This window comes from Arthrobacter sp. TE26545 (genome assembly GCF_056279005.1).
The window spans coordinates 1,566,577-1,590,705 of the sequence record NZ_JBWBQM010000001.1 but is presented as its reverse complement, the minus strand read 5'-3'; the positions used below and the strand labels follow the sequence as shown (position 1 = coordinate 1,590,705).

Below are 24,129 nucleotides of genomic sequence, written 5' to 3'. Positions count from 1 at the left end.
GACAGGCACAAGTTGAAGGAGAGACCGTGGCTCACTTCGTGATCATGGGTTGCGGAAGGGTCGGCGCCACCCTGGCCCACACCCTGGAGGATTCCGGCCATTCGGTGGCCATCATCGACCAGGACGACCGGGCCTTCCGCCGCCTCCGCAGCGGTTTCACCGGACGGAAAGTGACCGGCGTGGGCTTCGACCGGGACACGCTGAAGCAGGCCGGCTGCGATGAGGCCTACGCCTTCGCTGCCGTCTCCAGCGGCGACAACTCGAACATCCTGGCCACCCGTGTTGCCCGGGAGACCTTCCACGTGGGGCACGTCGTCGCCCGCATCTACGATCCCGGCCGGGCCGAAATCTATCAGCGGCTCGGCATCCCCACCGTGGCCGCCGTGCGCTGGAGCGCGGACCAGGTCCTGAGGCGCATCCTGCCCGAGCAGCACCTTGCCGGCGATTACCGGGAACCCTCGGGGCGCCTGGTGCTGGCCGAAGTCGATCTGCACGAGAAATGGATCGGGCACCCGGTCAGCGCCATCGAAGCCGCTTCCGGTACCCGCGTGGCCTTCCTGACCCGCTTTGGCGAGGGTGTCCTGCCCGGCCCGGGCACCTCGTACCAGGAAGGTGACACCGTGCACGTGATGCTCGAAATCGGCCGGAGCGACGAAGTGCAGCGCATCCTGGCCAGCGTTCCCGCGAAGGAGTCCGAGTGAAAGTCGTCATTGTCGGCGCAGGCAGCGTGGGGTCATCGATCGCCCGCGAATTGCTCGCCCACAAGCACGAAATCCTGCTGATCGACCTCAAGCCCGAGGTCATCGGCCGCAGCGGCCTGCGTGGGGCGCGCTGGCTCGTCGGTGATGCCTGTGAATTGAGCACCTTGCAGGAAGCGAAACTGGAGGATGCCGACGTCGTCGTTTCCGCCAGCGGCGACGACAAGGTGAACCTGGTGGTGTCCCTGCTGGCAAAGACCGAATTCGGTGTCGGCCGCACTGTGGGCCGGGTGAACAACCCCAAGAACGACTGGATGTTCAACGATTCATGGGGCGTGGACGTTGCCGTGAACACCCCGCAGCTCATGACCGCGCTCGTGGAAGAGGCCGTGGAAATCGGTGACCTGGTGCGCCTCCTGACCCTGCAGACCGGGGTTTCCTCGCTGGTCGAGTTCACGGTGCCGCATGATTCGCACATCATCGGAAGCATGGTGGGCGGGATCGACTGGCCGGAGGACTCCACCCTGGTGGCGATCCTGCGCGACCACGCACCCATCACCCCGAGCCGGGACGATGTGATCGACGGCGGCGACGAACTGTTCTTCGTCACCACCATCGCCGCGGAAGACGGGCTGCGGGCGCTCCTGTCCCCCGCCACCGGCGAACACTCGTCACCGGAGGTCGAAGAAGACTATTCGGATCAGTCCGACGACGACGGCTTCGACGGCTGAGCAGCCGCCGGCCCCCTGCCGGCGGGCCGGCTCAGCAGCCAGGCCACCCAGAGGCCAAGGATGTACAGGGGTGCGCCCATGATCAGGCGCATCGTGGCCAGTGCGGCCAGGCCGGATTCACCCTGCAGGTAGAGCGGGACCTGGACCACCAGGCGGAGCGCCAGCACGCCGATGACCACCCAGGTGGCGATGCTGTAGGCGCGCAGCCGTTCCGGGTCCTTGCGCCATTCCAGGCCTTCGTTCCGCACGAAGCCGAACAGCAGCCCGGCGATGGGCCATTTGAGCAGGATCGACAGCAGCATGCCGGCGATGTAGGCGGCGTTGGTATAGAAGCCCAGGACGTAGAAGTCCTCCGCCTTGCCGGTGGTGTTGGCCAGCCAGGCGGAAATCGCGACGCCGGCGATTCCGGCCAGCGCCTGAGTCAGGGGACGCTTCTGCACCAGCCGCGCGATCGTGAAGAGGGCGGCAGCGGCAAGGGCCGCGACCAGGGAAACCGGCAGCTCGCGGGTGATGGTGAACGCGATGAGGAACACGAGCCCGGGCAGGATGCTTTCGGCGATGCCCTGGATGCCGCCAGCGGACTTGAGGATGTCGACGTGGCCGTGTTTGTTCCTTTGCAGCCCGGCTCTCCCGGCGTAGCCTGCGGCCAGCGCCGCGATACCCGGTTCGGCGTCCTTCCCGGGCAGCGCCTCCTTGCCGGGGAGGGGTTTCGCGTCAGCTAGGGGTTCGACGGAACCGTTCTTGTCCGGGTCTGTTCCGTTGGCGGCTGTCATCAGCGCTCCTGCCGGGTGAGGATTTCATAGCGGGGATTGAACATGGTGGGCATTTCTTCGCGCACCGTGACCATGCCTTCAAGATGGAGCTTGGTGCCCGGCTCCACGCCGGGCACCCTACGGCGTCCGAGCCAGACCACCCGCAGGCGGGCAGGCGAAGCGGCAACCCCGCCGTGGATGATGTTTTCGACGACGATCGCCGCAAACTGGGCCCGTTCGCTGGCAGGCGGATAGGTCACCGATTCGATGAATCCGGTGCAGCTGACGCGCCCGCGGCTTGGAAGGTCGCCGATTTCATGCGGTTCTCCGGGGAGGCTGCCCCGGACTTGTCCGTCAACCAATCTCTGTGATCTCCGGGCCGCGTTCGGGTTTGGCCAAGCCGGGCACGGGGGCACCGTCCTGGCCGGCGACGGCGGCGTCCTTGGGCAGGCGGAGCTGGAGCAGTTCGCGGGGCGGCATGGGGTTTTCGCCACGGACCACGACGACCCGCCGGAAAAGATCCTCGAGTCCGGCCGCGGTTTCGCGCTCCAACGCGGCGGGGCCCCCGATGACGCCGCGAAGGAACCAGCGCGGACCGTCCACGCCCATGAAGCGTGCGGCTCGGAAGCCCTGCAGGCCCTGGGCGGTTTCGCTCGGCAGTTTCGCGACGAGCTCGGGACCGAAGGTTCCGGAGATCTCCTCGGTCTCCCCGCCCTGGCTGGCCACGGATTCGGCGATCTGTTCCCGGATCTCGTCCCACAGGCCCTCGGAGCGCGGAGCGGCAAACGCCTGCAACTGCAGGCTGGAGCCCGCCAGGTCCATGGTCACGGCGACCACCCGCTGGCTCGCCTCTTCGACCTCCAACCGCAGCTGGAGACCCTCGACGGGCTGGATCAGGAGGGCACCCAGATCGAGGTACCCTTCCTGGCTGCCGATCTCGGACACGTCCCAGGGTCCCTTGGCCACCCGGAAATCGCCCTTCGCCTGCGGGCTTTCCGCGGCATCGGAGCCGGCCGGGCCGGCTTCAACCGCCTCGTGGTCCGCAGCCTCCGGCTGGACGGCTTTGGACTTCTTACCGCGCCCAAAAAGCATCGGGTTCTCTCCTTTGTTGTGGTCTATCCCCCGGTAAACCGCCCGGATGGTCGCGGGTAGTCCGGCCCCGGATCCCCCGTCTGCCGGATGCGGCGGAACGGCGCCAGGGTTGCGGGCATCAGGCTTTTGCGGCCGAGAAACCGCCGGTGGAACCGAAACCGCCCTCGCCGCGGACGGTTTCCGAAAGCTCCTCCACCTGGACGAATCCGGCGTATTCGACGCGCTGGATCACCATCTGGGCAATCCGGTCGCCGCGCTTGAGTTCGATCGGACGCACCAGATCCGTGTTCAGCAGGGTCACGGCGATTTCGCCGCGGTATCCGGCGTCGACCGTTCCGGGGGCATTGACGACGGTGAGTCCGTGCTTGGTGGCCAGCCCGGAACGCGGGTGGATCAGGGCGACAAAGCCGTTGGGCAGCCCGATCGACACACCTGTCGGCACCAGCTTCCGTTCCCCGGGCGCCAGCGTGACATCTTCGCGGGCCCGAAGGTCCGCCCCGGCGTCACCCGGATGGGCGTACGACGGCACCTCCAGCCCGGCGTCGAGCATTTTCAGCTCGACCCGGAGGGTCGGGGCGCCGTATTCGGCGGAGGCTTCTGCTGGACTGATGACTGCGGACTCCTGGCTCACAATGCCTCATTCTAGCCTCCACGACCGGCGTCCCGCGCCCGCGTCGGGCACTATGTGGACGGAAGGATAAGCTGGAGCCATGCCTGAAGCGACTCCGTCCTCCCCTGTGCCCGGCCGACCCCAGAACGGACCGGATGTCCTGTTCACGGAAAAGCTGTGGCCCTCGGTGTGGATCTGGTTGATCGTGCTCGGCCTGTCCGGCGCAGGCATCCTGGTCTTCGCTCCGATCAGCCTCCTGGCCGGAATCATCGCGGCAGTCGTGCTCGCCGCGGTCATGGTGGTCCTGCTGCTGCTGTCCACGCCGAGCATCGTGGTCCGCAGGGACACCCTGCAGGTGGGCCGGGCGCGCATCCCGCGCAGCCTGCTGGGCCCGGCGGAAGCATTCCGCAAGGACGAGGCCACGGCAGAGCGCGGGACCCGGCTCAACGGCCTGGCCTTCCTTTGCATCCGTGGCTGGATCGACCCCGTGGTGCGGATTCCCGTCACCGACCCGCAGGACCGCACGCCTTATTGGCTCACCTCAACCCGCCGCCCGGAGGAACTGCTGAAGGCGCTGGCCTCCTGATCCGGCCCGCCCGCTAGCTTTCGCACTCCAGGCAGTACAGCTTTCCGTCCCGTTCCCGGGCAATCTGGGAACGGTGCTTCACCAGAAAACAGTTGGCGCAGGTGAACTCGTCGGCCTGGGCGGGGAGGACCTGGACCTGGAGCTCCTCGTTCGACAGATCGGCGCCAGGTAGTTCGAAAGCGTCTGCCAGATCGCTTTCGTCAAGGTCGACCGCCGCGGACGATTTCTCCGTCCGGCGGGTCTTGAGCTCTTCGATGGAGTCCTCGCCCGCTTCGTCGTCGACCTTCCGAGGGGCATCGTAGTCCGTTGCCATGGTCCCTTCTTTGCTGCCTAGCGCGTCCGGCCAGGGGCTTCTCCCGCGGCCTACGTATGTAACGCCGGGACGTGTACTTTTGTGCCCGGGGTCCCCCGGGGCGCCTGAATTCACTGAAAATCGCGGCACGCCCTTTGGCCTAGTAGGAATTGCCCCGTGCTGGTGGCAGAGTTTCGACTGTCGGAAGAGGCCATGGTGGAGGATTTGATGCGGGAACTACGGCTTGTTGGCGTCCATGACGACGGCGGACATCTCCTGCTGAGCGGAAGCGGCGGCGAAACCTTCCGGTTGCCGATCGACGAAGCCCTGCGCGTTGCTGCCAGCCGGACCCCTGCGCAGGTAGCCGCCCGCGCTTCCATCGCCCCCATCGCCATGTCTCCGCGCGACATCCAGGCCCGTATCCGCTCCGGTGCGAGCGCCGCCGAAGTCGCCGAACTCTCCGGGCTGCCCCTGGCCAACGTCCAGCGTTACGAAGGACCCGTGCTGGCCGAGCGCGAATACATCGCCCAGCAGGCACGCAGGGTGGAAGTCGCCTCACCGTCCCCGGGCCACGATCCTTACCGGGCCGCCTTCGGCGATGCCCCGGCCAGCCTGGATGACATGGTGGCGCACCGCCTCTCCGCCCACGGCATCGATCCGTCAACCGTCGAATGGGACTCCTGGCGCCGCAACGACGGCACATGGACAGTGGTGGCCCGTTTTGAGCCCAACCCCGGGGCGCCCGCCAGCATCGGCGAGGAACCCCCGGCCATGTGGACCTTCACGCCCGGCCGCAAGACCCTGCAGAACGCCAACCGCTGGGCGCAGCAGCTCAGCGAACTTGAGCCGCTGGACGGCCCGCTTCCCGCCCGCCGCTTGTCCGCCGTCGCGGACCGGCCCTTCGATTTCGAGGCCGAAGCCGAAGGAGCCGCCGGCTCGTCCGGTCCGGACGCCGACGGCCTGCTGGACATGCTCCGCCTGCGCCGCGGCCAGCGCCTGGGCATCGACGAGGACGGCGACGACGCCTTGGCCTTGCTGCTGAGCGGCGGCGTTCCGGCCGCCCATCCGCGGACGGAAGACCAGGACGGTCCGGAGGAGGACCACGACTCGCCCGAGGAGGAAGACGAGAGCCGCCCTGTAGCGCGGCTGAGCCTCGCCTCCCTGAACCCGGCCCCTGCGGACCGATCCGCCGAGCAGCCGGACGACGACGATCCCCTCCACCTGCACGAGGGCGTCAGCACCGATACGCGCGAGATCACCGTGGTCCCGGTGCCGTTGCGGGCACTCGGGAACAGCCACGCCGCGGAGAAGGGCGACGACGACGCGGCAGAAACCGCCGACGTCGCCGAAGCGGCCTCCGAAGCACAGGAAGAGGAACGGAGCGAAAGCAGGCACCGCGCCGGACTCGATGAACTGCTGGGCGGCGCGTCCCGGCGGCAGAGTGAGGAACCGCGGCGCCGCCGGACGCCGCTGAGCCCGTGGAACCGGCCGGCCTCGCCGGAACCCGGCAGCAGCAAGCCTGACACGACGGCGGCGAAGGACGAAGAAAAAGACGCCCCGGCCGTCGAGCGCCAAGCGGCACGGCCGAAACGTTCAAGTGTGCCGAGCTGGGACGACATCGTCTTCGGCACGCGCGGCGACTAGCGCCCCTACTTCCCCAGCCCGCTCGAGCCCTGCCCGCTCGAGCCTTGCCCGCTCGAGCCCTGCCAGAGGCATGCATCCAGCTCGAACGGCAGTGATACCTCGCGTCCGGCCATGAGGTCCGCGGCATGGGCGGTGACCCGGCGCATGTAGTGGCGGCGGCACAGGGTTTCATAGCCGATCACCGGACCGCCGCCCCCGGCCGCTTGGCCGTTGTCGGGGGCGACGTCGCCCACCACCACCTGCTCGCCGGTGACCACCATGATGCCGTCCACCGTCCGGGCGTTGTGCGTCGCGCGCCGGCCGCACCAGCACAGGGCCTGGACCTGCAGGACCTCGATCCTGTCCGCCAGTTCCACCAGACGCTGCGAGCCCGGGAACAGCCGGGTCCGGAAGTCCGTGGTGATGCCGAAGGCAAAGACGTCCACGTCCATTTCGTCGACCAGGCGGGCCAGTTGCTCCACCTGTCCGGGCGAGTAGAACTGCGCCTCGTCGCAGATCAGGTAGTCGACGCGCACGCCGCCGGTCCGGCGTCGTACGGTCTCCTCCCAGAAGTCGGTGCCGTCGGTGACTTCGACGGCTTCGCTGCGCAGGCCGAGGCGGCTCGAGATGACGGACTCCCCCGCCCGGTCGTTGCGGCTGAAGCGGATCCCGCCGCGGCCGCGGGCCCGGTGGTTGTAGTCCATCTGCAGGGCAAGGGTGGACTTGCCGCAGTCCATGGTGCCGGAGAAGAAGACCAGTTCAGCCACGCCGGCGCTTCGATCCGGCTGCCGGAATACACAGCAGCGGCACTTCGCGTTCGGGCTTGGTCAGGGAACCATGCTGGCCGACCACTTCCATGGCCTGCGGGCGGACCCTGCGGGTGTCGTACAGGGCCAGGGTGTCGCGGGCGGCGATCATCACATCGCCGATCCTCGGCGCCACCTCCTGGCGGAGGCTGCCGAACAGCCCGGCGGCGAGTCCCTGCTCGCGGGTGAACGCCCAGACCCGTGCCCCGAAACGGCGGCGCCAGGCATCCAGGAGCGCGTCACGGGCGGCTTCGCCGGCGTCGGGTTCGAGGTAGAGGTGCACCATGCGGGGCTCGCCCGCCGTGTGGCGCACACCGGCCACCAGCGCAGGATCGGCCGAGTAGTCGAGGCGCTGGGATTCGGGCACGTCCACCATGCCGTGGTCTCCCGTGAGGAGGATGGTCGTTCCGGCCGGCAACGTGGCCGCGAGCCGCTTGACGGTGGAATCGAGTTCCTCGAGCTGGTGCTCCCAGCGCTCGGAGGCACAGCCGTAGCGGTGCCCGGCCTTGTCCAGTTCGTTGACGTAGAAGTACATCAGGGAACGGCTTGCCATCGCCATCGCCTCTGCGGCGAGCGCGGTGCGGGCGTGGAGCGAGGTGCCGCCGATGAAGCGGCTGCCGCGCAATGCAGCACGGGTCATCGGCGACTGTCCGAACTGCGGGAGGCTGACGGTGACGACGTCCACCTCTTCGGCCGCCCGCTCGAACACGGAAGGGAACGGCTGCCATAGCAGTGGATCGACGTTAGCGTCCCAATTGCCCAGCAGGTTCACCACCTTGTCCTGCGCGGGGTCCAGGACGTCGTAGCCGACCATGCCGTGCTCTCCCGGAGTGCGGCCCGTGCCGAGGCTGGCCAGCGAGGATGCCGTGGTGGACGGGAAGGCGGCGTCGAGCCATACCGGGACGCCGCCCTGGCCGGCCGCGGCCGCGGAGCGCAGGAACGGGGTGTGTGCCGCCTTTCTCTTCAGCAGGTTCCGGCCGAGGCCGTCGGCGAGGACCACGCAGACCCGCTGCGCCGGGGGCAGTTGCAGGGTGTTCTCGAATCCGGGCAGGCCCAGGCTCGCGGCGGCGCTGGTGAAGACCTCCGCGATTGACTGCTTTCCGTACAGCGGTGCTGCAGGGAGGTCCTCCGGGGAAAGGGCCGGCTCGAAGGGGGCAAGTGGCACAGCGGAACGCCCGGGCCCGGCCGGCTGCTCTGACAACTCCATGTTCAGCGCTGGTGTCCGCGGCTGAGGCGGTTGCCGAACACGCCCGAACGCGGCCTGGGCGCCGGGATCGAGCTGTGGGCTGGCGGCGCGGGGGTTCCGGTGTTGACGGCGCGCAGCGCGCGGGCGAACACCTTGGCGTCCTGCACGGCGCGGGGGCCGTCGGCTTCGGAGCTGATCCGCAGGACGATGTCCTCCTGGCTGATGGTGCCGGTGTAGCCGTGGTCCGCTTCGCACTGCGGGTCGCCGCAGCTGGCGGGTCCGACGTCGAGCCGCTGCCCGCCGGACCAGGCGATGGCGAGGGTGAGTTCGCGCACGGGATCGCTGGGCTTGTAGTTCTGCGGCTGGGCGTACATGTAGCTCAGCACCACCGAGCGGATCTGCGCCACGGGGACGGATTCGGTGGAAATCTGGGCCACGATCTGTTCGCCGGCGTCGTCAAGCTGCTGGTCGTCCACGTGGGTGATGACCAGCATGTCCTCGGTCAGGACCAGCACGGTGATGTGCCGGCGGACCTCGGCCCGGTCGAAGTGGGTCTCCAGGTGCACCAGATGGGCGAGGCAGTCACGGCCGTCCAGGGCGTCGTCCACGACGTCGGCCACCAGTACCGGGTAGAAACCGGCCTGCTGGAGTGCCTGTTCCAGGCTCTGCCCCTGCGTGCTGTGGTTGTGCGCCGCATGGTGCCCGGTTGCTGCCGGGCCGGAAGGGGACATCGGGGACTTCGGGCTCATTCCCCCATTTTCACAGATCCCCCGCAGGACTTCCTAACTGCCCGGGCGCCGTCGGCCCGGTTCACAGCCCGTTACCGGCCGTCGACGCAGCTCAGCCGCGCATCGCCCGCCGGGCACTGTCGGTGCGGTGCGCGGCGTTGCCGATCCACACCTCGGCCGCCAGGATGCGGGCACCCTCCGGACCGGCGAGGACCGGGTTGAATTCGATCAGGGCGATCTCAGGGTGTTCGTCCTTCAGCCGGGCCAGCCGGGCCGCGAGGTCCTCCAAGGCGGCGACGTCGACGGCGGGCAGCCCCTGGTAGCCGAACAGCTTCAAGGAGGCGCGCGGCGAGCGGATGAAGTCGTGGACGTCCGTGGCGGAGAGCGGCGGCACCCGGTGGGCCCAGTCGTCGAGGAGGTTCACGGCGTCGCCGGCCAGTCCGAAAGACACCACGGGGCCGAGCAGGGGATCTTCGATGGCGCGGAAGGTGCAGGCCTGTCCCACTGGGGCCATGGCCTGGACTTCAAGTGCCGGGGAACCGAACGGCCCTGAGGCAAAAGGTTCCAGGGCCCGGCGCATCTGGGCGATGTTGCGGCGCAAGGATTCGGCGTCTTCGATGTCGAGCCGGACACCGCCGAGGTCGATGCGGTGGCGCAGTGCCGGTTCGGTGGTCTTGAGCACCACGGGCCAGCCCAGCTGCCCGGCAGCCTCGACGGCGTCGTCGTCGTTCTCGAAGACCGCTGACGGTTCCACCGCCATGCCGTACCGGGCAAGCAGCGAAGCGGCATCCTCGGCGTCCAGGCGCAGCAGCTGCTCGCCGTGGACCGGGGCAAGCAGGCGTTCCAGTTCTTCCCGGGTGCCGTCCGGATCGCAGCCCTCCGGTTCGACGAAAAGCCCTTGTTCCCGGCCCAGCCAGGCGGAATAGCCGACGACGGCGGACAGCGCGGCCACCGCGTTGCCGGGGCTGGAGTAGCACGGGATGCCGGCATCTGCCGCGTCGGCAGGCAGCAGCCCGTCCAGGCGCGCGGCCGGATCCAGCACGCCGCCGAACGCGGCGACGACGGCCTTGCCCGTCCCGGCAGCGCATTCGGCCAACACCTTTGTGATGTCCTCCATGGACAGGCTGCGGGCCGGGATCATTGCGGCCACCACGGAGTGGACGGCGTCGTCGGCGAGGGCCCCCTGGAGCTGCAGTCGCAGGCGGTCCAGCGAGACGGAGGCCCCGGAATCCAGGTCCAGGCCGGTCAGCAGCCGTTCCACGCGGAGCCCGTGGTGGCCGGCGGAGTCGGCAACCACCTTGCCCAGTGCGGCGGAATTGCTGACCACGGCGAGCCCGGGCCCCTGCGGGAGGGGCTGGCTGGAGACGATCTGGGCGACGTCCATGAGCTGTTCGACCGTCGCCACGGAGATCACCCCGGACTGGCGCATCATGGCATCGAGCGCGGACGGCGGAGCCATGGTGGTCCGGCCGACGTGACCGGGCGGCAGGCTGAGGCCCGTGAGGTCCGACTTGGCCACGATCACCGCCTTGCTGCGGGCCAGGCGCCGGGCCAGGCGGGAGAACTTGCGCGGGTTGCCCATGGACTCCAGGTACAGGCCGACGGCGGCGGTGCCGGCATCGTCCTCCCAGAACTGCATGACGTCGTTGCCGGAGACGTCGGCGCGGTTGCCGGCGGAGAGGAAGGAGGACAGGCCGAGGCCCCGGCGGACGGCCGCCGCGTAGACCGAAACCCCGATCGCCGCCGACTGCGTGAACAGCCCGAGCCTGCCGGGCCGGGGCATCGCCGGTGCCATCGAGGCGTTCAGCGACACCGCGGGGTGCGTGTTGATGATGCCCAGCGATTCCGGCCCGATCACCCGCATCCCGTGCGAACGGGCCTGGCGCACGAGTGCCTGCTGCCGCAGCAGGCCCCGTTCGCCGTCGTCGGCGTACCCGGCGGTGGCCACCACGAGCCCGGTGACCCCGGCGGCCGCGCATTCGTCCACCACCTTCGGCACCTCCTCGACCGGCACCGCGATGACCGCCAGCTGGACGGGGCCGGGGAGGTCGGCGATCCGGGCGTAGGACTTCATGCCGGACAATTCGAACGCTTCGGGGTTCACCGCGTACACGGGCCCGGTGAAGCCGCCTTCGATGATGTGCTCGAGGAGCTGGTAGCCGACGCTCCCCCACTTGCGGCTGGCCCCGATGACAGCGATCGACGACGGCGTGAGCAGGTCCCGCACGCTGCGCGCCTCGGCGCGGTGCTCGCGTGACTCCATCACGGCGAGGGATTTGCGCGTCGGGTCGATGTTGAACCCGACGCTGACGACGCCGTCGTCGAAGCGGCGGGAAAGTTCGTACCCGGCGTCCGCGAACACGCGCAGCATCTTGCTGTTTTCCGGCAGGACCTCGGCGGTGAAGCGGCGGATGCCGTTTTCACGGGCCGCCGCGGCGAGGTGTTCAAGCAGGATGGACCCGATGCCCCGGCCCTGCTGGGAGTCCGAGATGTTGAACGCGACCTCGGCCTCGGCGGGGTCGTCGAGTCGGTCGTAGCGGCCGATTCCGACGATCGCGCCGCCGATGGTGATCACGAAGGCGACCCGGTCCACGTGGTCCACCTCGGTGAAGCGGCGCAGTTCCTTGCTGGAGAGCCTGGCCTTGAAGCTGAAGAAGCGCATGTAGATGGACGCCTGCGACTGGCCGGCATGGAAGGCCTGGACGGCGTCCGAATCCGCGGGCGAGATAGGCCTGAGATGCGCGATGCCGCCATCGCGCAGGACGACATCGGCCTCCCAATATTCCGGATATACGCCGGTGCCGGGCTCATCCACCATAGGCTTAGCGTAGCTAATCTCCCGCAGGACACCCCTTCCCGCAGTACACCTTAAGGATCCGCCCGTTCCATGGCACGCAGCCAAAGTCCTTCCCGCGCCAAAGCAGCAGCAGCTGCGGACAGCGGTGACTACACCGAAAACATCATCGATATCGACGTCACGTCCGAAATGGAAGGCTCCTTCCTGGAGTACGCGTATTCGGTGATCTATTCACGGGCGCTGCCCGATGCCCGGGACGGCCTCAAGCCTGTCCAGCGCCGCATCCTCTACATGATGAGCGACATGGGCCTGCGCCCGGACAGGGGCCACGTCAAGAGCGCCCGCGTGGTGGGCGAGGTGATGGGCAAGCTGCACCCGCACGGCGACGCCGCCATCTACGACGCCATGGTGCGCATGGCCCAGGACTTCTCGCTGCGCCTGCCGCTGATCGACGGGCACGGCAACTTCGGCTCGCTCGACGACGGACCGGCAGCCCCGCGATACACCGAAGCCAGGCTCGCCGCGGCGGCGCTGACCATGACGGACCACCTCGACGAAGACGTCGTGGACTTCATCCCCAACTACGACAACCAGCTGACCCAACCGGATGTCCTGCCGGCCGCGTTCCCCAACCTGCTGGTCAACGGCACCACGGGCATCGCCGTCGGCATGGCCACCAACATGGCCCCGCACAACCTGGTCGAAGTGATCGCCGCCGCCCGGCACCTGATCGCCAAGCCGGACGCCACGCTCGAGGACATCATGCAGTTCGTCCCCGGCCCGGACCTGCCTACCGGCGGGCGGATCGTCGGGCTGGACGGCATCCGTGACGCCTACGCCACGGGCCGCGGTTCCTTCAAGACCCGTGCCAAGGTGGAGATCGAGCAGCTGACCGCCCGCCGCACAGGCCTGGTGGTGACCGAGCTCCCGTACATGGTGGGCCCGGAAAAGGTCATCGAAAAGATCAAGGACGCCGTCAACGGCAAGAAGCTGACCGGCATCAGCGACGTCGTGGACCTCACCGACCGCCAACACGGGCTGCGCCTGGTCATCGAACTCAAGAACGGCTTCAACCCGAACGCCGTGCTCCAGCAGCTGTACCGCTTCACGCCGATGGAAGACTCCTTCGGCATCAACAACGTGGCACTGGTTGAGGGCCAGCCGCAGACTCTGGGCCTGCTCCCGCTGCTGCACGTCTACGTGGACCACCGGCTCTCCGTGGTACGCCGCCGCACCGCCTTCCGGCTGGGCAAGAAGAAGGACCGCCTGCACCTCGTGGAGGGCCTCCTCATCGCGATCGTGGACATCGACGAGGTCATCCAGATCATCCGCTCCTCGGATGAAGCCGCCGCCGCCCGCGACCGCCTGATGTCCATCTACGACCTCTCCGAAATCCAGGCGAACTACATCCTGGAGCTGCGCCTGCGCCAGCTCACCAAATACTCCCGGATCGAATTGGAAAAGGAGCAGGAGGAACTCCAGCGCGAGATCGCCGAGCTCGAAGCAATCCTGGGTTCGGACACACTGCTGCGCGAACTCGTCTCCGGCGAACTCGCCGAGATTGCCGCGAAATACGGCACCCCACGCCGCACGGTGCTGCTCGAATCCGAAGCGGTCTCCCCCACGGTCGCCGCCGCCCTTGCCGCCGCGGCTCCCGGGCCGAAGGGCAAGGCCGCTGCCCTGCCGCTGGAAATCCCGGACGACCCCTGCTGGGCGATCCTGACGGCATCCGGGCAGATCGCCCGCACCTCGAACCAGGAACCCCTGGCCGAGGCCGGACCGCGCAACAAGCACGATGTGTTCCGCTCCGTGGTGAAGACCACGGCCCGTGGGGAGATCGGCGCGGTCACCTCGCAGGGGCGCATGCTGCGCATCCAGGTCATGGACATGCCGGTGCTGCCGCCCGTGGCCGGGCTGCCGAACCTGGCCGGCGGTGTGCCGGCCAAGGACTTCATCACCCTGCTCAAGGGCGAAACCCTGGTGGCCTTTGTTCCGCTGGACAGCGTACTGGCCCTGGGCACCGCCCAGGGCGTGGTCAAGCGTGTGCAGCCGGAGTACCCGCTGAACCGCGAAGACTTCGAGATCATCGCGCTCAAAGACAAGGACCGTGTGGTCGCGGCCGTTGCCGCGGCCGAGGACAGCACCGACCTGGTATTCCTGACCCGGCAGGCCCAACTGCTGCGCTTTCCCGCCTCGGCGGTGCGGCCGCAGGGCCGCACCGCCGGCGGGATGGCCGGCATCAAGCTCGCCGCCGGAGACGAAGTGATCCACTTCGGCACGGTCCGTGCGGATGACGCGGCCGCCGTCGTCGTCACGATTGCCGGAAGCAACGGCGCACTGCCGGGCACCGCACCGGGGACCGCGAAGGTGACCGCCTTCGAGGAATACCCGGCGAAGGGCCGCGCCACGGGCGGTGTGCGGGCCCACCGCTTCCTCAAGGGCGAAGACACCCTCCTGCTCGCCTGGGCCGGTCATGGACCAGCCAAGGCATCCTCCGCCGCGGGCGTGGCCCGCGCGCTGCCGCAGGAACACGGCAGGCGCGACGGCTCCGGCGTCCCCCTGTCCCAGCCGGTGGAGGCCATCGGCGCCAGCATGGCGTGGGCGGAGGACAGCGCCGGGAGTTAGGCGTTCGAGTCAGGTGGTCGCGGACGGCATCGTGTTGATGCTGAGGATGTTCCCTTCCGTGTCGAGGAACCAGGCGCCCCGTTCGCCGTCAGGCATGGTGGCTACGCCGTTTTCGGTCTTCAGGCCCGGGAAGTCGTAGTCCTCGAAAACCACGCCGCGGGACCGCAGATCGGCCATTTCTGCATCCAAGTCGTCCGTGATCCAGCCCATCTGGGTGTTCTTCGCCGTGCCGGCGTTGCCGGTCTGGTACAGCAGGAATGCGGTGCCGTTGCCGCACTTGAACAGGTAGTTGTCTCCGGCGTCCGGGTTGTCCGGTTCGAGTCCGAGCTTGTCGCGGTAGAACTCGCGGGCACGGTTGATGTCACTGGCGGGAAGTACGGCCGCGACACTGAGATCCTTAAGCATTGCAGTTCCTTTCCAAGCCCACCCCCGGGGCCACTCTACTCCTGGCTCGGCCGGATGGAAGGGGGTCCCGGACGCCCCTCAAGGAGGCCTTCCGGCGCCTTTTCCGGGCTGTTCGGGAAGGGGCCGTAGACTGGCCGCATGCCGATCATTGCCGATGACAAAGACTGGACCTGGGTCCTTCACAAGCCCTGCCCGGAATGTGGTTTCGAGCCCGCCACGGTGACCCCCGCAACGGTGTCCGGTGCGGTGCTGGACATGCTGCCGCGCTGGAGGACCGTCCTGGAACGCCCCGGTGCGGAGGTCCGCCCGGACGACAGCACCTGGTCCCCGCTGGAGTACGCCTGCCACGTACGGGACGTCTTCAGCCTCTTCGACCAGCGCCTGCACCTCATGCTGGGCGAGGACGGCGCCCGCTTCGCCAACTGGGACCAGGACCAGGCAGCCATCGACGGCGGTTACGCCACCGCTGATCCGGCCACGGTGGCCGCCGAACTGGAGGCCGAGGGCCGCCGGGTCGCGGCTTCCTTCGCCGGCGTCACGGAAGGACAGTGGCCCCGCACGGGCACCCGCAGCAACGGCTCCGAGTTCACTGTGCTCACCTTTTCGCGCTACTTCATGCACGACGTCGTCCACCACCTGCACGACGTGAAGGGCTGAGCGGCGTGGCCTGGACAGACACGCGAGCCACCCGGCTGTTCGGTACCCGGCTGCCGATCGTCCTTGGACCGTTCGGCGGCGTCTCCTCGGTGGAACTTGCCGCTGCCGTCGGCAACGCCGGCGGGCTGGGCTCCTTCGGCCTGTACGGCTACGAACCCGCCCGGATCAGCGCCACGGCCGAGGCCCTCAAGGCGGCGACGCCCGCGCCTTTCGCCCTCAACCTGTGGCTCCCGGTTCCCGGCGAAGAGGAACCGCGCCCGGACGCGGAAAAGTTCAACGCCTGGCGTGAGGTGCTGCGCCCGTACTTCGAAGAGCTCGAACTGGAACTCCCGGAGCAACCGGATTCGTGGCTGCCGGATGTGGAGGAACAGATCGCTGCGGCCATCGAGGCACGGCCTGCCGTTCTCAGCTTCGTCTTCGGGGTGCCCTCACCCGCAGTGGTGGAAGCCGCGCACCGGAACGGAATCGTCGTCGTCGGGACCGCCACCACGGTGGAGGAAGCGGTTGCGCTGGCCGGCGGAGGGGTGGACGCGGTGGTCGCCACCGGCATGGAGGCCGGCGGTCACCGGGTGTCCTTCCTGCGTCCCGCCGAAGAGTCCCTGGTGGGAACGATGGCCCTCGTTCCGCAGGTGGCCGACGCCGTGGACGTTCCGGTCGTCGCCGCCGGCGGCATCGCCGACGGCCGTGGCCTCGCGGCCGCACTATGCCTCGGCGCGGATGCGGTACAGATCGGCTCGGCGTTCCTCGCCACAGAGCAGTCCGCCGCGGTCCCCGCCTACCGCGCGGTACTCCGCGGCCCCGACACCGCCCACACCGTCCTCACGCGAGCCCTGAGCGGCAGGCTCGCCCGCGGCATTCCGAACCGCATCATCACGGAATTGCCGGACCCATCCGCGCATGCGCCGTTCCCGGTGCAGAACTGGCTCACGGGGAAATTCCGGCCGGAGGCCGGGAAGCGCGGCAACACCGGGCTGATGTCCCTGTGGGCCGGACAGGCGAGCCCCTTGATCGGCGCCTCCGGAAAGGGTGCCTCCGGAGAGCGCGCTGCCGGAGAGTACGACGCCGGCCGCCTCGTGGAGCGGATCATCGCAGGGGCCGGTGAGGTGCTCGGGCGGCTCGGCCGCGGCTGAGCCGGCAAGGCCCGCACCAGAAACGGGCCGCCTACTCCGCGGGAAGGACCTTGTCCCAGGCCATGCTGCGGTTGACCGCGGTGTAGCCCATCTTCAGGTACAGGGCCAGGGCGCCGGTGGGGTTCTCCGAATCGACATCGAGGGAGGCAACGTCCATGCCGGCCGCCACGAAGCGGTGCATCGCATCGGCCAGGAGGCTGCTCGCCACGCCCCGGCCCCGGTACTGCCGCCGCACGCCCAGCAGTTCGGTGTAGCCCTCCTTGTAGCCGCGGGCCGCTGCGGCATCGGGGTCGAAGGTGGCGATCTGGTAGCCGGCGATGTCCCCGGTGCCGGTGTCCCGGACCACGGTGCTGAGGTCCTGCCGGTGAAGCGGGTCCTGCATGGCGAAACGCCAGGCTTCCTCGTCCCGCGGCTCGCTGCCCCAGTGGTCCCGGAAAGCGTCATTGTGGGCCAGCCGCACGGCCTCGTGCAGCCCGGGTTCCAGGGTGAGCAGTTCCAAGCCGGGCGCCAGGGCAATGTCCGGGAGGCCGCCGTCCAGGGGCCGGTGCATTTCGTTGAACCAGCGCACCACGTCGAAGCCTTCGGCCCCGAACAGGGCGGATTGGTGCGACATCTTCTCTTCCATGTACAGGCGCAGCCGCGGTACGGGTGCCGCTTCCGGCGGCGAGCCGTGCCGCCCGGGGTCCTCCGCGAAACGGCGCCGGGTGCGCCCCTCCTGCCAGGCGAGGATCGCGGTGCCGATCCCCCTGCCCTGCCACAGTGGATCCACGCAGGCGAAACCGACGGCTTTGTCGCCGTCGGGATTCTTGGCTATCCGGCCGTAGGCGCGGGGCACGCCGTCACCGTCGAGGCCCAGCACGGTATCCACCGCAGGATCGTTCTTGCTCGACTGCAGGATCTGTTCCAGGTCGCCGGCCCTCTCGTACCAGACGGGCTGTTCCACAGCGGCCGTGCGGGCTATGAGCGCCGCCCAGGCTTCGACGTCGGCAGTTCCCACGGGCCGCCACTGGAGGCCGGTTGCTTGCGGATCGGGCAGCGGAACGGCTTTGGGAAGAGGCGCAGGAAGCTCGGTCATCCCCCTAGGCTACTGAGCGGTAGCAGGCTTCACCAGCACCTGGTTCGCCGGTGCACCTCCGGCCGCGAGCTCCAGGAGTTCATCGCCGGGGCGGATGTCCGCGGGATCGTGGGTCACGAGCACCACCGTGTGGTCTTGCAGCCCTGCCCGCAGTTCGGCCATCATCGCGGCGGCGGTGCCGGCGTCGAGGTGCGCGGTGGGCTCGTCGAGCAGTAGCACGTCCGCGCCGCTGAGGAGCGTGCGCGCCATGGCCAGCCGCTGCCGTTCGCCGCCGCTCAGGAAGGAACCGGACGGCCCGATCCTGCTGTCCAGCCCGTCAGGCAGGACGGCCAGGAGGGTGGACAGTCCGACGGCGGCCAGCGCCTGGCGCATCTGTGTTTCGTCCGGCTTGTTTCCGGCCGGACGGGCCAGGAGGAGGTTGCCCCGGATGGTCGAGTCGAACAGGTGGGCCTCCTGCGGGCACCAGGCCGCCTTCCCGCCCAGCCTGGCTGTGCCCGCCGACGGCGGCAGGAAGCCGAGCAGCACCGACAGCAGGGTGGACTTGCCCGCCCCGGAAGGCCCGGTGACGGCGAGCCAGCGGCCGGGCCCGGCGTCGGCGTCGACCCCGCTGAACACCGGCCCGCCGCCCGGCCAGCGGGCTTCCAGGCCGCGCAACTCCAGGCCGGCCCGGTTCCCCGGCAGGATAGGAACCGTGGTGACGCCGGTTTCGGCAAGCTTGTCCAGCCCGCCCGTTGCAGCAATGCGCCGCAGCACGGCGGCCAGCGCCGGCGCCTGGCGCACCGCGGGAACCACGGCGCCGAAGTGCTCGGCCAGCGCCAGTTGCATCAGCACGATCACGGCCAGCACGGCTGCACCGGAGCTTCCCGCCTCCACGGGCCCGGCACCGGCCAGGCCGGCGGCGAGGGCACCCAGGGTGCACGCCAGCACCCCGATCCCCTGCCCGAGCCCCTCGGCCCAGGCCGCACGGCGGGCGGCAGCGGTGGCGGCGCGGTCCCCGGCGGCCAGGGAAGCCAGCACGGGACCCGCCACCCCGTTGGCGCCCAGTTCGGCGCGGGTGTCCAGCGCCGCGGCGACATCGCGGAGTACGAGGGAGCGCAACCGCTGTTCGGCACGGGCCGCATTGCGGTCCGCGAGAAGTGCCGCCAGGGGCGCGAGCAGCAGGGCGGCCAGCGCGGTCACGACTACGGCGGTCAGGGCCGCCGGGAGCAGCATCGCCGTCGCGGTAACTGCCGCGGTTGCCACGGCGAGCGCCGACAGCGGTGGAAGGACGACGCGCGGGATCAGATCGCGGAGGGTGTCGACGTCGTCCACCACTGTTCCGAGGACGTTGCCGCCGCGCAGGAGCCGGCGCAGGGAGAGGGCGCGTTGGCTGAGCGAGGCCCAGAGCACGCCGCGCAGGCGTGTCATGGCCTCGAAGACCAGGTCGTGGACCGCCAGGCGTTCGCAGTAGCGCAGCACGGCCCGGCCGATGCCGAAGAACCGGACCCCGACGATCGCGCCCAGCAGGTAGAGGATGGGCGGTTGTTCGCTGGCGCGGATGATGAGCCAGCCGGACAGGCCGGACAGTGCCACCGCGAACAGCGCCGCGAGGGCAGCCAGCAGCACGGCTCCCGCGAAGCGGAAGCCCAGCGGCGCGAGGATCCGGGCCAGTGCCTTCACGGGGCCCGGGCCGTCGGCCGTGGCCGGCTCCCCGGCATCCGATCCGGGTGCGGCGGTTTGCCGTACCAGCTCCGTTGCTGGTGCCTCCGTTGCGGCTGCTTCCGGCGTCGCTGTGCCTGCGCCGCCGCTTGACGGTCCCAGAGCCACGACATGGTCCGCGAGGCCGCGCGTCGCCGCGTCATGGGCCACGAGGATGACCGTCGCCTTGCCTCGCAGGCCGGTGATGGCGGCGCGCACGGCATCGGCGGTGACGGAGTCAAGGTGCGCTGTGGGTTCGTCAAGCAGCAGCACTGTGGCGCCTGCCTCGAGCCGGGCCAGGCCGCGGGCTACCGCCACCCGCCGCAGCTCCCCCGGGCTGAGTTCGGCGGGGTGCTTGAGCGCCAGATGCGCGGCCGCCACCCGGGCCAGGCAGTCCAGGGCCCTCTCATCCGCGCGGCCCAGGCCTCCGTTGGGCCGCGCTCCGTCAAGGGGCGTCCCGACTGCCGGCACTTCAAGGTACAGCCGCACCTCGGCCAGCACGGTGTCCGCCAGCATCGCCGGATGCTGCGGCACCCAGGCCAGCTTCCCGGCACCGGGCCCGCTGAGGGTCCCCCGCACCGCGGTCCCGGTCCCGCCGGCAGCCGAGCCGTCCCGCACGGCCCCGGCCAGCACCCCGAGCACGGTGCTCTTTCCACTTCCGCTGGGGCCCGAGAGCGCCGTGACAAGCCCGGCGGGTGCTTCGAAGTCGAGGGGCCCGACGGCGTCGTGCGGCCGGCCGGCGTAACGCACCGCGAGGCCGCGGACGGTAAGCGCGCTGTTTCCCTCCACGCCGCTTCCGTGTGCGCTGTTTCCCTCCGGGCCGGTTCCGTCCGGGCCACTGCCGAAGCGGCGGCCCGCAGGGGTAGCCAGGACCGCGCTGCTCGTGGCGAGCGCCTCCCGGCCTTCTTCGCTCGCATGGTGCGCGGTTCCGAGTTCGCGCAGCGGCAGGTAGCAGTCCGGAGCGAGGATCAAGGCGAGCAGGCCGGCTTCCAGGCCCATGTCGCCCGAGACCAGCCGGACGCCGATGAACACCGCCACCACGGCCACCGAAATCGTTGCGATGAGCTCCAGGGCCAGCGATGACAGGAACGCCGTGCGCAGGGTTCCCATGGTGCGGGAGCGGTACTCCGTGGAGAGGTCTTCGAGGGCCGCCCGCTGCTCTGCGGCCCGCCCCAGGCCCACCAGCACCGGCAGGCCCTTGGCAAGTTCCAGGATGTGGTTGGACAGGCGCCGGAGCGTCGCCTGTGCTTCGCGGACGCGGTCTTCCGTGTGCTTGCCGATCAGCACCATGAACAGAGGCACCAAGGGAAGGGTCAGCACGATCACCACAGCGCTCACCCAATCCGCGAACAGGATCCGGGCGCCCAGCAGCAACGGAATGGCGGCGCAGTTGAGCAGGGCGGGCAGGAACTGGGTGTAGTAGTTGTCCAGGGCGTCCAGGCCTCGCGTGGCCAGGATCGCCAGGCCCCCGTCATTCAGGGAGCCGGCAGGGTTCGGCAATTTGCTTGCCCCGGTTCCCCCGCCACCGAGGGCGTGCTCCAGGAGCTTGGCCCGCAGTTCCTCCTTGACGCCGAGCGCAGCGCGGCGCGCGGCGACTGCCTGCCCCCAGACGGCCGCGGCCCTCAGCACCGCACCGGCGGCACCCCAGACGAGCTGTTCCCGCCAGTCCCCGCTCCCGCCGGCGAGGCCGGCCAGGAGCGAGGCGATGGCCTGGGCGAGCAGCACCAGTGACAGTGCCTTAAGCGCCGAGAGCACGCCCAGCAGGTACAGCGCGGAGCGGGTAGCCGGGCCGGAGGGCAGTGCGGGCTTCATGCCTTAACTGCCTGCCTTATCGGAGCCGCCGGCAAGCACCTTGGAGGCGATGGCCGGAAGGAACCCGTGGGCGGCAGGAATGACGTCGACACTGACCCGGCGGCGGAACACCCAGTAGGTCCATGCCTGGTAGGCGACCACCAGCGGCAGCCCGAAGGCGGCCGCGATGCTCATCAGTCCGAGCGTGTAGTCCGAAGAGGAGGCGTTCGCCACGGTCAGGTTGAATGCCGGGTTCAGCGTGGACGGCAGCACCACCGGGTAGGCCGCCCCGAAGATCGAGGCCGCGGACGCCGCGATGAACAGCGCGAGCGCCATGAACGGCCGGCCTTCGCGGCCCCTGGATGCCAGCCACCAGGCGGCGGCCGCGGCACAGGCGGCGACGGCGGTCAGCGCCCAGGTCCACGGCTTGCCGTCGATCAGCTGCACGGAAACGGACCAGGCGAGCATCGGCAGTGCGGCGAGGGGAACCCAGCGCACGAAGGTGCGGCGGGCGCGGTGCCGCACCTCGCCGTCGCTCTTCAGGGCAAGGAAGGCGAGCGCGTGCACCAGGGCGAAGACGACGACGGCGAGTCCGCCCAGCACCGCATAGCCGTTGAACCAGGCGAAGGGGCCGCCGTCGCGGTCGCCATTGGCGTCCAGCGGCAGCCCGGTGGTGGTCAGGGCCAGGGCAGCGCCGACGCCGAAGGCGGCGAAGAAGGAGCCCAGCGCGATGGCCCAATCCCAGCCGGCCCGCCAGCGTTCGGAATCCACCTTGCCGCGGTATTCGAAGGCCACCGCGCGGAAGATCAGGGCCACCAGGACCAGTAGCAGCGGCAGGTACAGGGCGGAGAAGACGGAAGCGTACCAGAGCGGGAAGGCCGCGAAGGTGGCTCCGCCGGCGGTGAGCAGCCAGACCTCGTTGCCGTCCCAGACCGGGCCGATGGTGTTGAGCAGTACCCGGCGTTCGGCGTCGTTGCGGGCGAACAGTTTCATGAGCATGCCGACGCCGAGGTCGAATCCCTCCAAGAAGAGGTAGCCGGTCCACAGGACGGCGATCGCGATGAACCAGATGGTGGGCAACAGTTCCATGTCCGTAAGTCCTCTGCAGTTCCTAGTAGGCGAAAGCCAGCACGTCGTCGCCGCCCGCGGACGGCGGGGTGCCGCCGTCGTCCTTCTTGTCCTTATCCAAGCCGTCCTTGGCGTGCGCGAGCTCCGGCATTGCGGAGGCCACCCCGCCGCGCACGTACTTGACCAGCAGCCGCACCTCGACCACCAGCAGCACGGCGTAGATCGAGGAAAGCACCACCAGCGAGGTAATGAGCTCGCCTGCCGAAACTCCGGGCGAGACGGCGGCGGCGGTAAACATGAACACCTGGTCGATGCCGGAGGGATCCGGGTTCGGTGCCACGACGAACGGCTGGCGGCCCATCTCGGTGAAGATCCAGCCGGCGGAGTTGGCGCCGAACGGGGCGAGGATACCGAGCACGGCCAGGCGCATGAGCCAGCGCGACTGCGGCACAACACCCTTGCGGGTGACCCAGAGGGCCAGCAGGGCGGCGAAAGCGGCAAGCCCGCCGAAACCGATCATCATACGGAAGCCCCAGTAGGTCACCTCCATGACCGGCACGTACTGGATTTCCTTGCCCGCGCGGTCACCGTAGAGCGGGCTGTCCGGCAGGTGGGTGCCGTACTTCTCCTGGTATTCGGGAAGGAGGCTGTTCACGCCCTTGACCTCGGTGGTGAAGTCGCCCTTGGCCAGGAAGGACAGGATGCCCGGCACCTCGATCACGGCCACGACGTCATCGCAGTTCCTGGCGCCGACGTTGCCGACGCTGAGCACGGAGAAGCCTGTGCCGTCATGGCAGGCGGCCTCGGCGGCGGCCATCTTCATGGGCTGTTGCTGGAACATGAGCTTGCCCTGCAGGTCGCCGGTGAACGCGGTGCCGGCGAAGGAGATCATCGCGACGACGGCGCCGATCCGCAGCGAACGGATCCACACGGTGTAGTCGGCCTTGTCGCGGCCGGGAATGGCGGCATTGCCGGGAACGAGCCGGCCGTCCTTGCCTGCGGTGTCGATGCCGTCGTGGCGGCGGCGCCACAGGTGGTACCAGGCGATGCCGAGCAGGAAGGCACCTGCCACGCCGAGCGCGCCGAAGAGCGTATGCGGAACGGCCACGAGCGCCGTGTTGTTGGTGAAGACAGCCCAGGCATCGGTCATGACGGGCCGGCCGTCGATCATCTCCACGCCCACCGGGTGCTGCATCCAGGAGTTGGCCACGATGATGAAGTAGGCGGAGAACAGCGAGCCGATGACGGCGATCCACAGGCAGGCCAGATGGACGCCGCGCTTGAGTTGCTTCCAGCCGAAGATCCACAGCCCCAGGAAGGTGGACTCCACGAAGAACGCCAGCAGGGCTTCGAGCGCCAGCGGGGCGCCGAAGACGTCGCCCACGAAGCGGCTGTACTCGCTCCAGGCCATGCCGAACTGGAACTCCTGGACGATGCCGGTGGCCACGCCCATGATGAAGTTGATGAGGAAAAGCTTGCCCCAGAACTTGGTCATCCGCAGGTACTCGGGCTTGCCCGTGCGGTACCAGAGGGTCTGGATGATGGCGACGACGAGCCCGAGGCCGATCGTCAGGGGAACCATCATGAAGTGGTAGACGGTGGTGATCCCGAATTGCCAACGTGCGATTTCCAAGGCGTCCATGGCTGTCCTTTGTCCGGCTGACCGCAGAGCGGCCCGCTTCTTCTACATTTCGTAGAAAACCATTTGTTCTACACAGTGTAGAACAAAACTGGGGAGAACAAACCGGCGTCCCCTGCTCACACTTTTCCAGCGGCGCCTGAGCCCCGCAAGGGTCCGCC

General features: G+C 69.2%; 21 protein-coding genes. 7 read left to right on the top strand and 14 right to left on the bottom strand.

Annotation, left to right across the window (positions count from 1 at the left end; translation table 11 throughout):
- Window positions 1-26: 26 nt before the first annotated feature.
- Together ACZ9CK_RS07055 and ACZ9CK_RS07050 are read left to right on the top strand one after the other, a co-directional pair.
- Window positions 27-701 carry a potassium channel family protein gene (locus ACZ9CK_RS07055; protein WP_426303076.1) on the top strand — a complete coding sequence of 225 codons (675 nt, stop codon included), beginning with the start codon at window positions 27-29 and terminating at the stop codon, window positions 699-701.
- Entirely contained in the window at window positions 698-1,429 is a 732-nt protein-coding gene (locus ACZ9CK_RS07050) for a potassium channel family protein (protein WP_426303075.1), read from the top strand. The genes ACZ9CK_RS07055 and ACZ9CK_RS07050 overlap by 4 nt, the downstream gene beginning before the upstream one ends.
- Here the strand turns inward: ACZ9CK_RS07050 and ACZ9CK_RS07045 are convergent.
- The 4 genes from ACZ9CK_RS07045 to dut form a co-directional block, all read right to left on the bottom strand.
- Window positions 1,399-2,202 carry a DUF3159 domain-containing protein gene (locus ACZ9CK_RS07045; RefSeq protein WP_426303074.1) on the bottom strand — a complete coding sequence of 268 codons (804 nt, stop codon included), beginning with the start codon at window positions 2,200-2,202 and terminating at the stop codon, window positions 1,399-1,401. The two genes, ACZ9CK_RS07050 and ACZ9CK_RS07045, sit on opposite strands and share 31 nt — an antisense overlap.
- Window positions 2,202-2,441 (bottom strand): hypothetical protein, encoded by a 240-nt coding sequence (locus ACZ9CK_RS07040; protein ID WP_426303073.1) that lies wholly within the window; start codon window positions 2,439-2,441, stop codon window positions 2,202-2,204. Before ACZ9CK_RS07040 ends, ACZ9CK_RS07045 begins: the two co-directional genes overlap by 1 nt.
- A gap of 94 nt (window positions 2,442-2,535) precedes the next feature.
- Window positions 2,536-3,273 carry a DUF3710 domain-containing protein gene (locus ACZ9CK_RS07035; protein WP_476049603.1) on the bottom strand — a complete coding sequence of 246 codons (738 nt, stop codon included), beginning with the start codon at window positions 3,271-3,273 and terminating at the stop codon, window positions 2,536-2,538.
- Window positions 3,274-3,391: 118 nt separating this feature from the next.
- Entirely contained in the window at window positions 3,392-3,904 is a 513-nt protein-coding gene (dut, locus tag ACZ9CK_RS07030; protein ID WP_426303071.1) for a dUTP diphosphatase, read from the bottom strand.
- A 79-nt stretch (window positions 3,905-3,983) separates the two neighbouring features.
- On the opposite strand from dut, the gene ACZ9CK_RS07025 reads away from it, so the two are divergent.
- A complete protein-coding gene (locus ACZ9CK_RS07025; protein ID WP_476049602.1) occupies window positions 3,984-4,469 on the top strand; it encodes a DUF3093 domain-containing protein in 486 nt (161 codons plus the stop codon).
- A gap of 13 nt (window positions 4,470-4,482) precedes the next feature.
- Here the strand turns inward: ACZ9CK_RS07025 and ACZ9CK_RS07020 are convergent, their stop codons facing one another.
- On the bottom strand, window positions 4,483-4,782 hold the full coding sequence (locus ACZ9CK_RS07020; RefSeq protein WP_426303069.1) for a DUF4193 domain-containing protein: 300 nt from the start codon (window positions 4,780-4,782) through the stop codon (window positions 4,483-4,485).
- Between the two features lie 207 nt (window positions 4,783-4,989).
- Between ACZ9CK_RS07020 and sepH the strand changes: the two genes are divergently transcribed.
- Window positions 4,990-6,405 (top strand): septation protein SepH, encoded by a 1,416-nt coding sequence (gene sepH, locus ACZ9CK_RS07015; RefSeq protein WP_476050872.1) that lies wholly within the window; start codon window positions 4,990-4,992, stop codon window positions 6,403-6,405.
- 5 nt (window positions 6,406-6,410) lie between these two features.
- Here the strand turns inward: sepH and ACZ9CK_RS07010 are convergent, their stop codons facing one another.
- The 4 genes from ACZ9CK_RS07010 to ACZ9CK_RS06995 all read right to left on the bottom strand — a co-directional run bounded on the left by ACZ9CK_RS07010 (window position 6,411) and on the right by ACZ9CK_RS06995 (window position 11,922).
- Entirely contained in the window at window positions 6,411-7,151 is a 741-nt protein-coding gene (locus tag ACZ9CK_RS07010; protein ID WP_476049601.1) for a thymidine kinase, read from the bottom strand.
- Complete coding sequence (locus tag ACZ9CK_RS07005; protein ID WP_476049600.1) at window positions 7,144-8,355, bottom strand: alkaline phosphatase family protein; 1,212 nt, start codon at window positions 8,353-8,355, stop codon at window positions 7,144-7,146. Before ACZ9CK_RS07005 ends, ACZ9CK_RS07010 begins: the two co-directional genes overlap by 8 nt.
- Before the next feature lie 44 nt (window positions 8,356-8,399).
- A complete protein-coding gene (locus ACZ9CK_RS07000) occupies window positions 8,400-9,125 on the bottom strand; it encodes a DUF5998 family protein (RefSeq protein ID WP_426303066.1) in 726 nt (241 codons plus the stop codon).
- A gap of 91 nt (window positions 9,126-9,216) precedes the next feature.
- The gene (locus ACZ9CK_RS06995; protein WP_476049599.1) at window positions 9,217-11,922 is read right to left on the bottom strand and encodes a bifunctional acetate--CoA ligase family protein/GNAT family N-acetyltransferase; all 2,706 of its coding nucleotides are present in this window, start codon (window positions 11,920-11,922) and stop codon (window positions 9,217-9,219) included.
- 69 nt (window positions 11,923-11,991) lie between these two features.
- Here ACZ9CK_RS06995 and ACZ9CK_RS06990 point away from each other — a divergent pair, with 69 nt between their 5' ends.
- Window positions 11,992-14,526 carry a DNA gyrase/topoisomerase IV subunit A gene (locus tag ACZ9CK_RS06990; protein ID WP_476049598.1) on the top strand — a complete coding sequence of 845 codons (2,535 nt, stop codon included), beginning with the start codon at window positions 11,992-11,994 and terminating at the stop codon, window positions 14,524-14,526.
- Between the two features lie 9 nt (window positions 14,527-14,535).
- Here the strand turns inward: ACZ9CK_RS06990 and ACZ9CK_RS06985 are convergent, their stop codons facing one another.
- Window positions 14,536-14,931 carry a VOC family protein gene (locus tag ACZ9CK_RS06985; protein ID WP_426303063.1) on the bottom strand — a complete coding sequence of 132 codons (396 nt, stop codon included), beginning with the start codon at window positions 14,929-14,931 and terminating at the stop codon, window positions 14,536-14,538.
- 138 nt (window positions 14,932-15,069) lie between these two features.
- Between ACZ9CK_RS06985 and ACZ9CK_RS06980 the strand changes: the two genes are divergently transcribed.
- Entirely contained in the window at window positions 15,070-15,588 is a 519-nt protein-coding gene (locus ACZ9CK_RS06980) for a DinB family protein (protein WP_476049597.1), read from the top strand.
- 5 nt (window positions 15,589-15,593) lie between these two features.
- Window positions 15,594-16,718 carry an NAD(P)H-dependent flavin oxidoreductase gene (locus ACZ9CK_RS06975; protein WP_476049596.1) on the top strand — a complete coding sequence of 375 codons (1,125 nt, stop codon included), beginning with the start codon at window positions 15,594-15,596 and terminating at the stop codon, window positions 16,716-16,718.
- Window positions 16,719-16,749: 31 nt separating this feature from the next.
- Here the strand turns inward: ACZ9CK_RS06975 and ACZ9CK_RS06970 are convergent, their stop codons facing one another.
- From ACZ9CK_RS06970 to ACZ9CK_RS06955, 4 genes are read right to left on the bottom strand one after another with little or no spacing between them, the layout of a single operon-like run.
- The gene (locus ACZ9CK_RS06970; protein WP_476049595.1) at window positions 16,750-17,793 is read right to left on the bottom strand and encodes a GNAT family N-acetyltransferase; all 1,044 of its coding nucleotides are present in this window, start codon (window positions 17,791-17,793) and stop codon (window positions 16,750-16,752) included.
- Between the two features lie 9 nt (window positions 17,794-17,802).
- Window positions 17,803-21,282, bottom strand: coding sequence for a thiol reductant ABC exporter subunit CydD (gene cydD, locus ACZ9CK_RS06965; protein ID WP_476049594.1), 3,480 nt, complete (start codon window positions 21,280-21,282; stop codon window positions 17,803-17,805).
- A gap of 3 nt (window positions 21,283-21,285) precedes the next feature.
- Complete coding sequence (gene cydB, locus ACZ9CK_RS06960; protein WP_476049593.1) at window positions 21,286-22,350, bottom strand: cytochrome d ubiquinol oxidase subunit II; 1,065 nt, start codon at window positions 22,348-22,350, stop codon at window positions 21,286-21,288.
- 22 nt (window positions 22,351-22,372) lie between these two features.
- Complete coding sequence (locus tag ACZ9CK_RS06955; RefSeq protein ID WP_476049592.1) at window positions 22,373-23,971, bottom strand: cytochrome ubiquinol oxidase subunit I; 1,599 nt, start codon at window positions 23,969-23,971, stop codon at window positions 22,373-22,375.
- Window positions 23,972-24,129: the final 158 nt, after the last annotated feature.

What these genes read in the sequence shown, in the direction of transcription:
- ACZ9CK_RS06980 (WP_476049597.1), top strand. Translation starts at nt 15,070, where the DNA reads ATGCCGATCATTGCCGATGACAAAGACTGGACCTGGGTCCTTCACAAG.
- ACZ9CK_RS06995 (WP_476049599.1), bottom strand. Translation starts at nt 11,922, where the DNA reads ATGGTGGATGAGCCCGGCACCGGCGTATATCCGGAATATTGGGAGGCC.
- cydD (WP_476049594.1), bottom strand. Translation starts at nt 21,282, where the DNA reads ATGAAGCCCGCACTGCCCTCCGGCCCGGCTACCCGCTCCGCGCTGTAC.
- ACZ9CK_RS07045 (WP_426303074.1), bottom strand. Translation starts at nt 2,202, where the DNA reads ATGACAGCCGCCAACGGAACAGACCCGGACAAGAACGGTTCCGTCGAA.
- ACZ9CK_RS07000 (WP_426303066.1), bottom strand. Translation starts at nt 9,125, where the DNA reads ATGAGCCCGAAGTCCCCGATGTCCCCTTCCGGCCCGGCAGCAACCGGG.
- ACZ9CK_RS07035 (WP_476049603.1), bottom strand. Translation starts at nt 3,273, where the DNA reads ATGCTTTTTGGGCGCGGTAAGAAGTCCAAAGCCGTCCAGCCGGAGGCT.
- sepH (WP_476050872.1), top strand. Translation starts at nt 4,990, where the DNA reads ATGCGGGAACTACGGCTTGTTGGCGTCCATGACGACGGCGGACATCTC.
- ACZ9CK_RS07025 (WP_476049602.1), top strand. Translation starts at nt 3,984, where the DNA reads ATGCCTGAAGCGACTCCGTCCTCCCCTGTGCCCGGCCGACCCCAGAAC.
- ACZ9CK_RS06970 (WP_476049595.1), bottom strand. Translation starts at nt 17,793, where the DNA reads ATGACCGAGCTTCCTGCGCCTCTTCCCAAAGCCGTTCCGCTGCCCGAT.
- cydB (WP_476049593.1), bottom strand. Translation starts at nt 22,350, where the DNA reads ATGGAACTGTTGCCCACCATCTGGTTCATCGCGATCGCCGTCCTGTGG.
- ACZ9CK_RS06990 (WP_476049598.1), top strand. Translation starts at nt 11,992, where the DNA reads ATGGCACGCAGCCAAAGTCCTTCCCGCGCCAAAGCAGCAGCAGCTGCG.
- ACZ9CK_RS06985 (WP_426303063.1), bottom strand. Translation starts at nt 14,931, where the DNA reads ATGCTTAAGGATCTCAGTGTCGCGGCCGTACTTCCCGCCAGTGACATC.
- ACZ9CK_RS06955 (WP_476049592.1), bottom strand. Translation starts at nt 23,971, where the DNA reads ATGGACGCCTTGGAAATCGCACGTTGGCAATTCGGGATCACCACCGTC.
- ACZ9CK_RS07020 (WP_426303069.1), bottom strand. Translation starts at nt 4,782, where the DNA reads ATGGCAACGGACTACGATGCCCCTCGGAAGGTCGACGACGAAGCGGGC.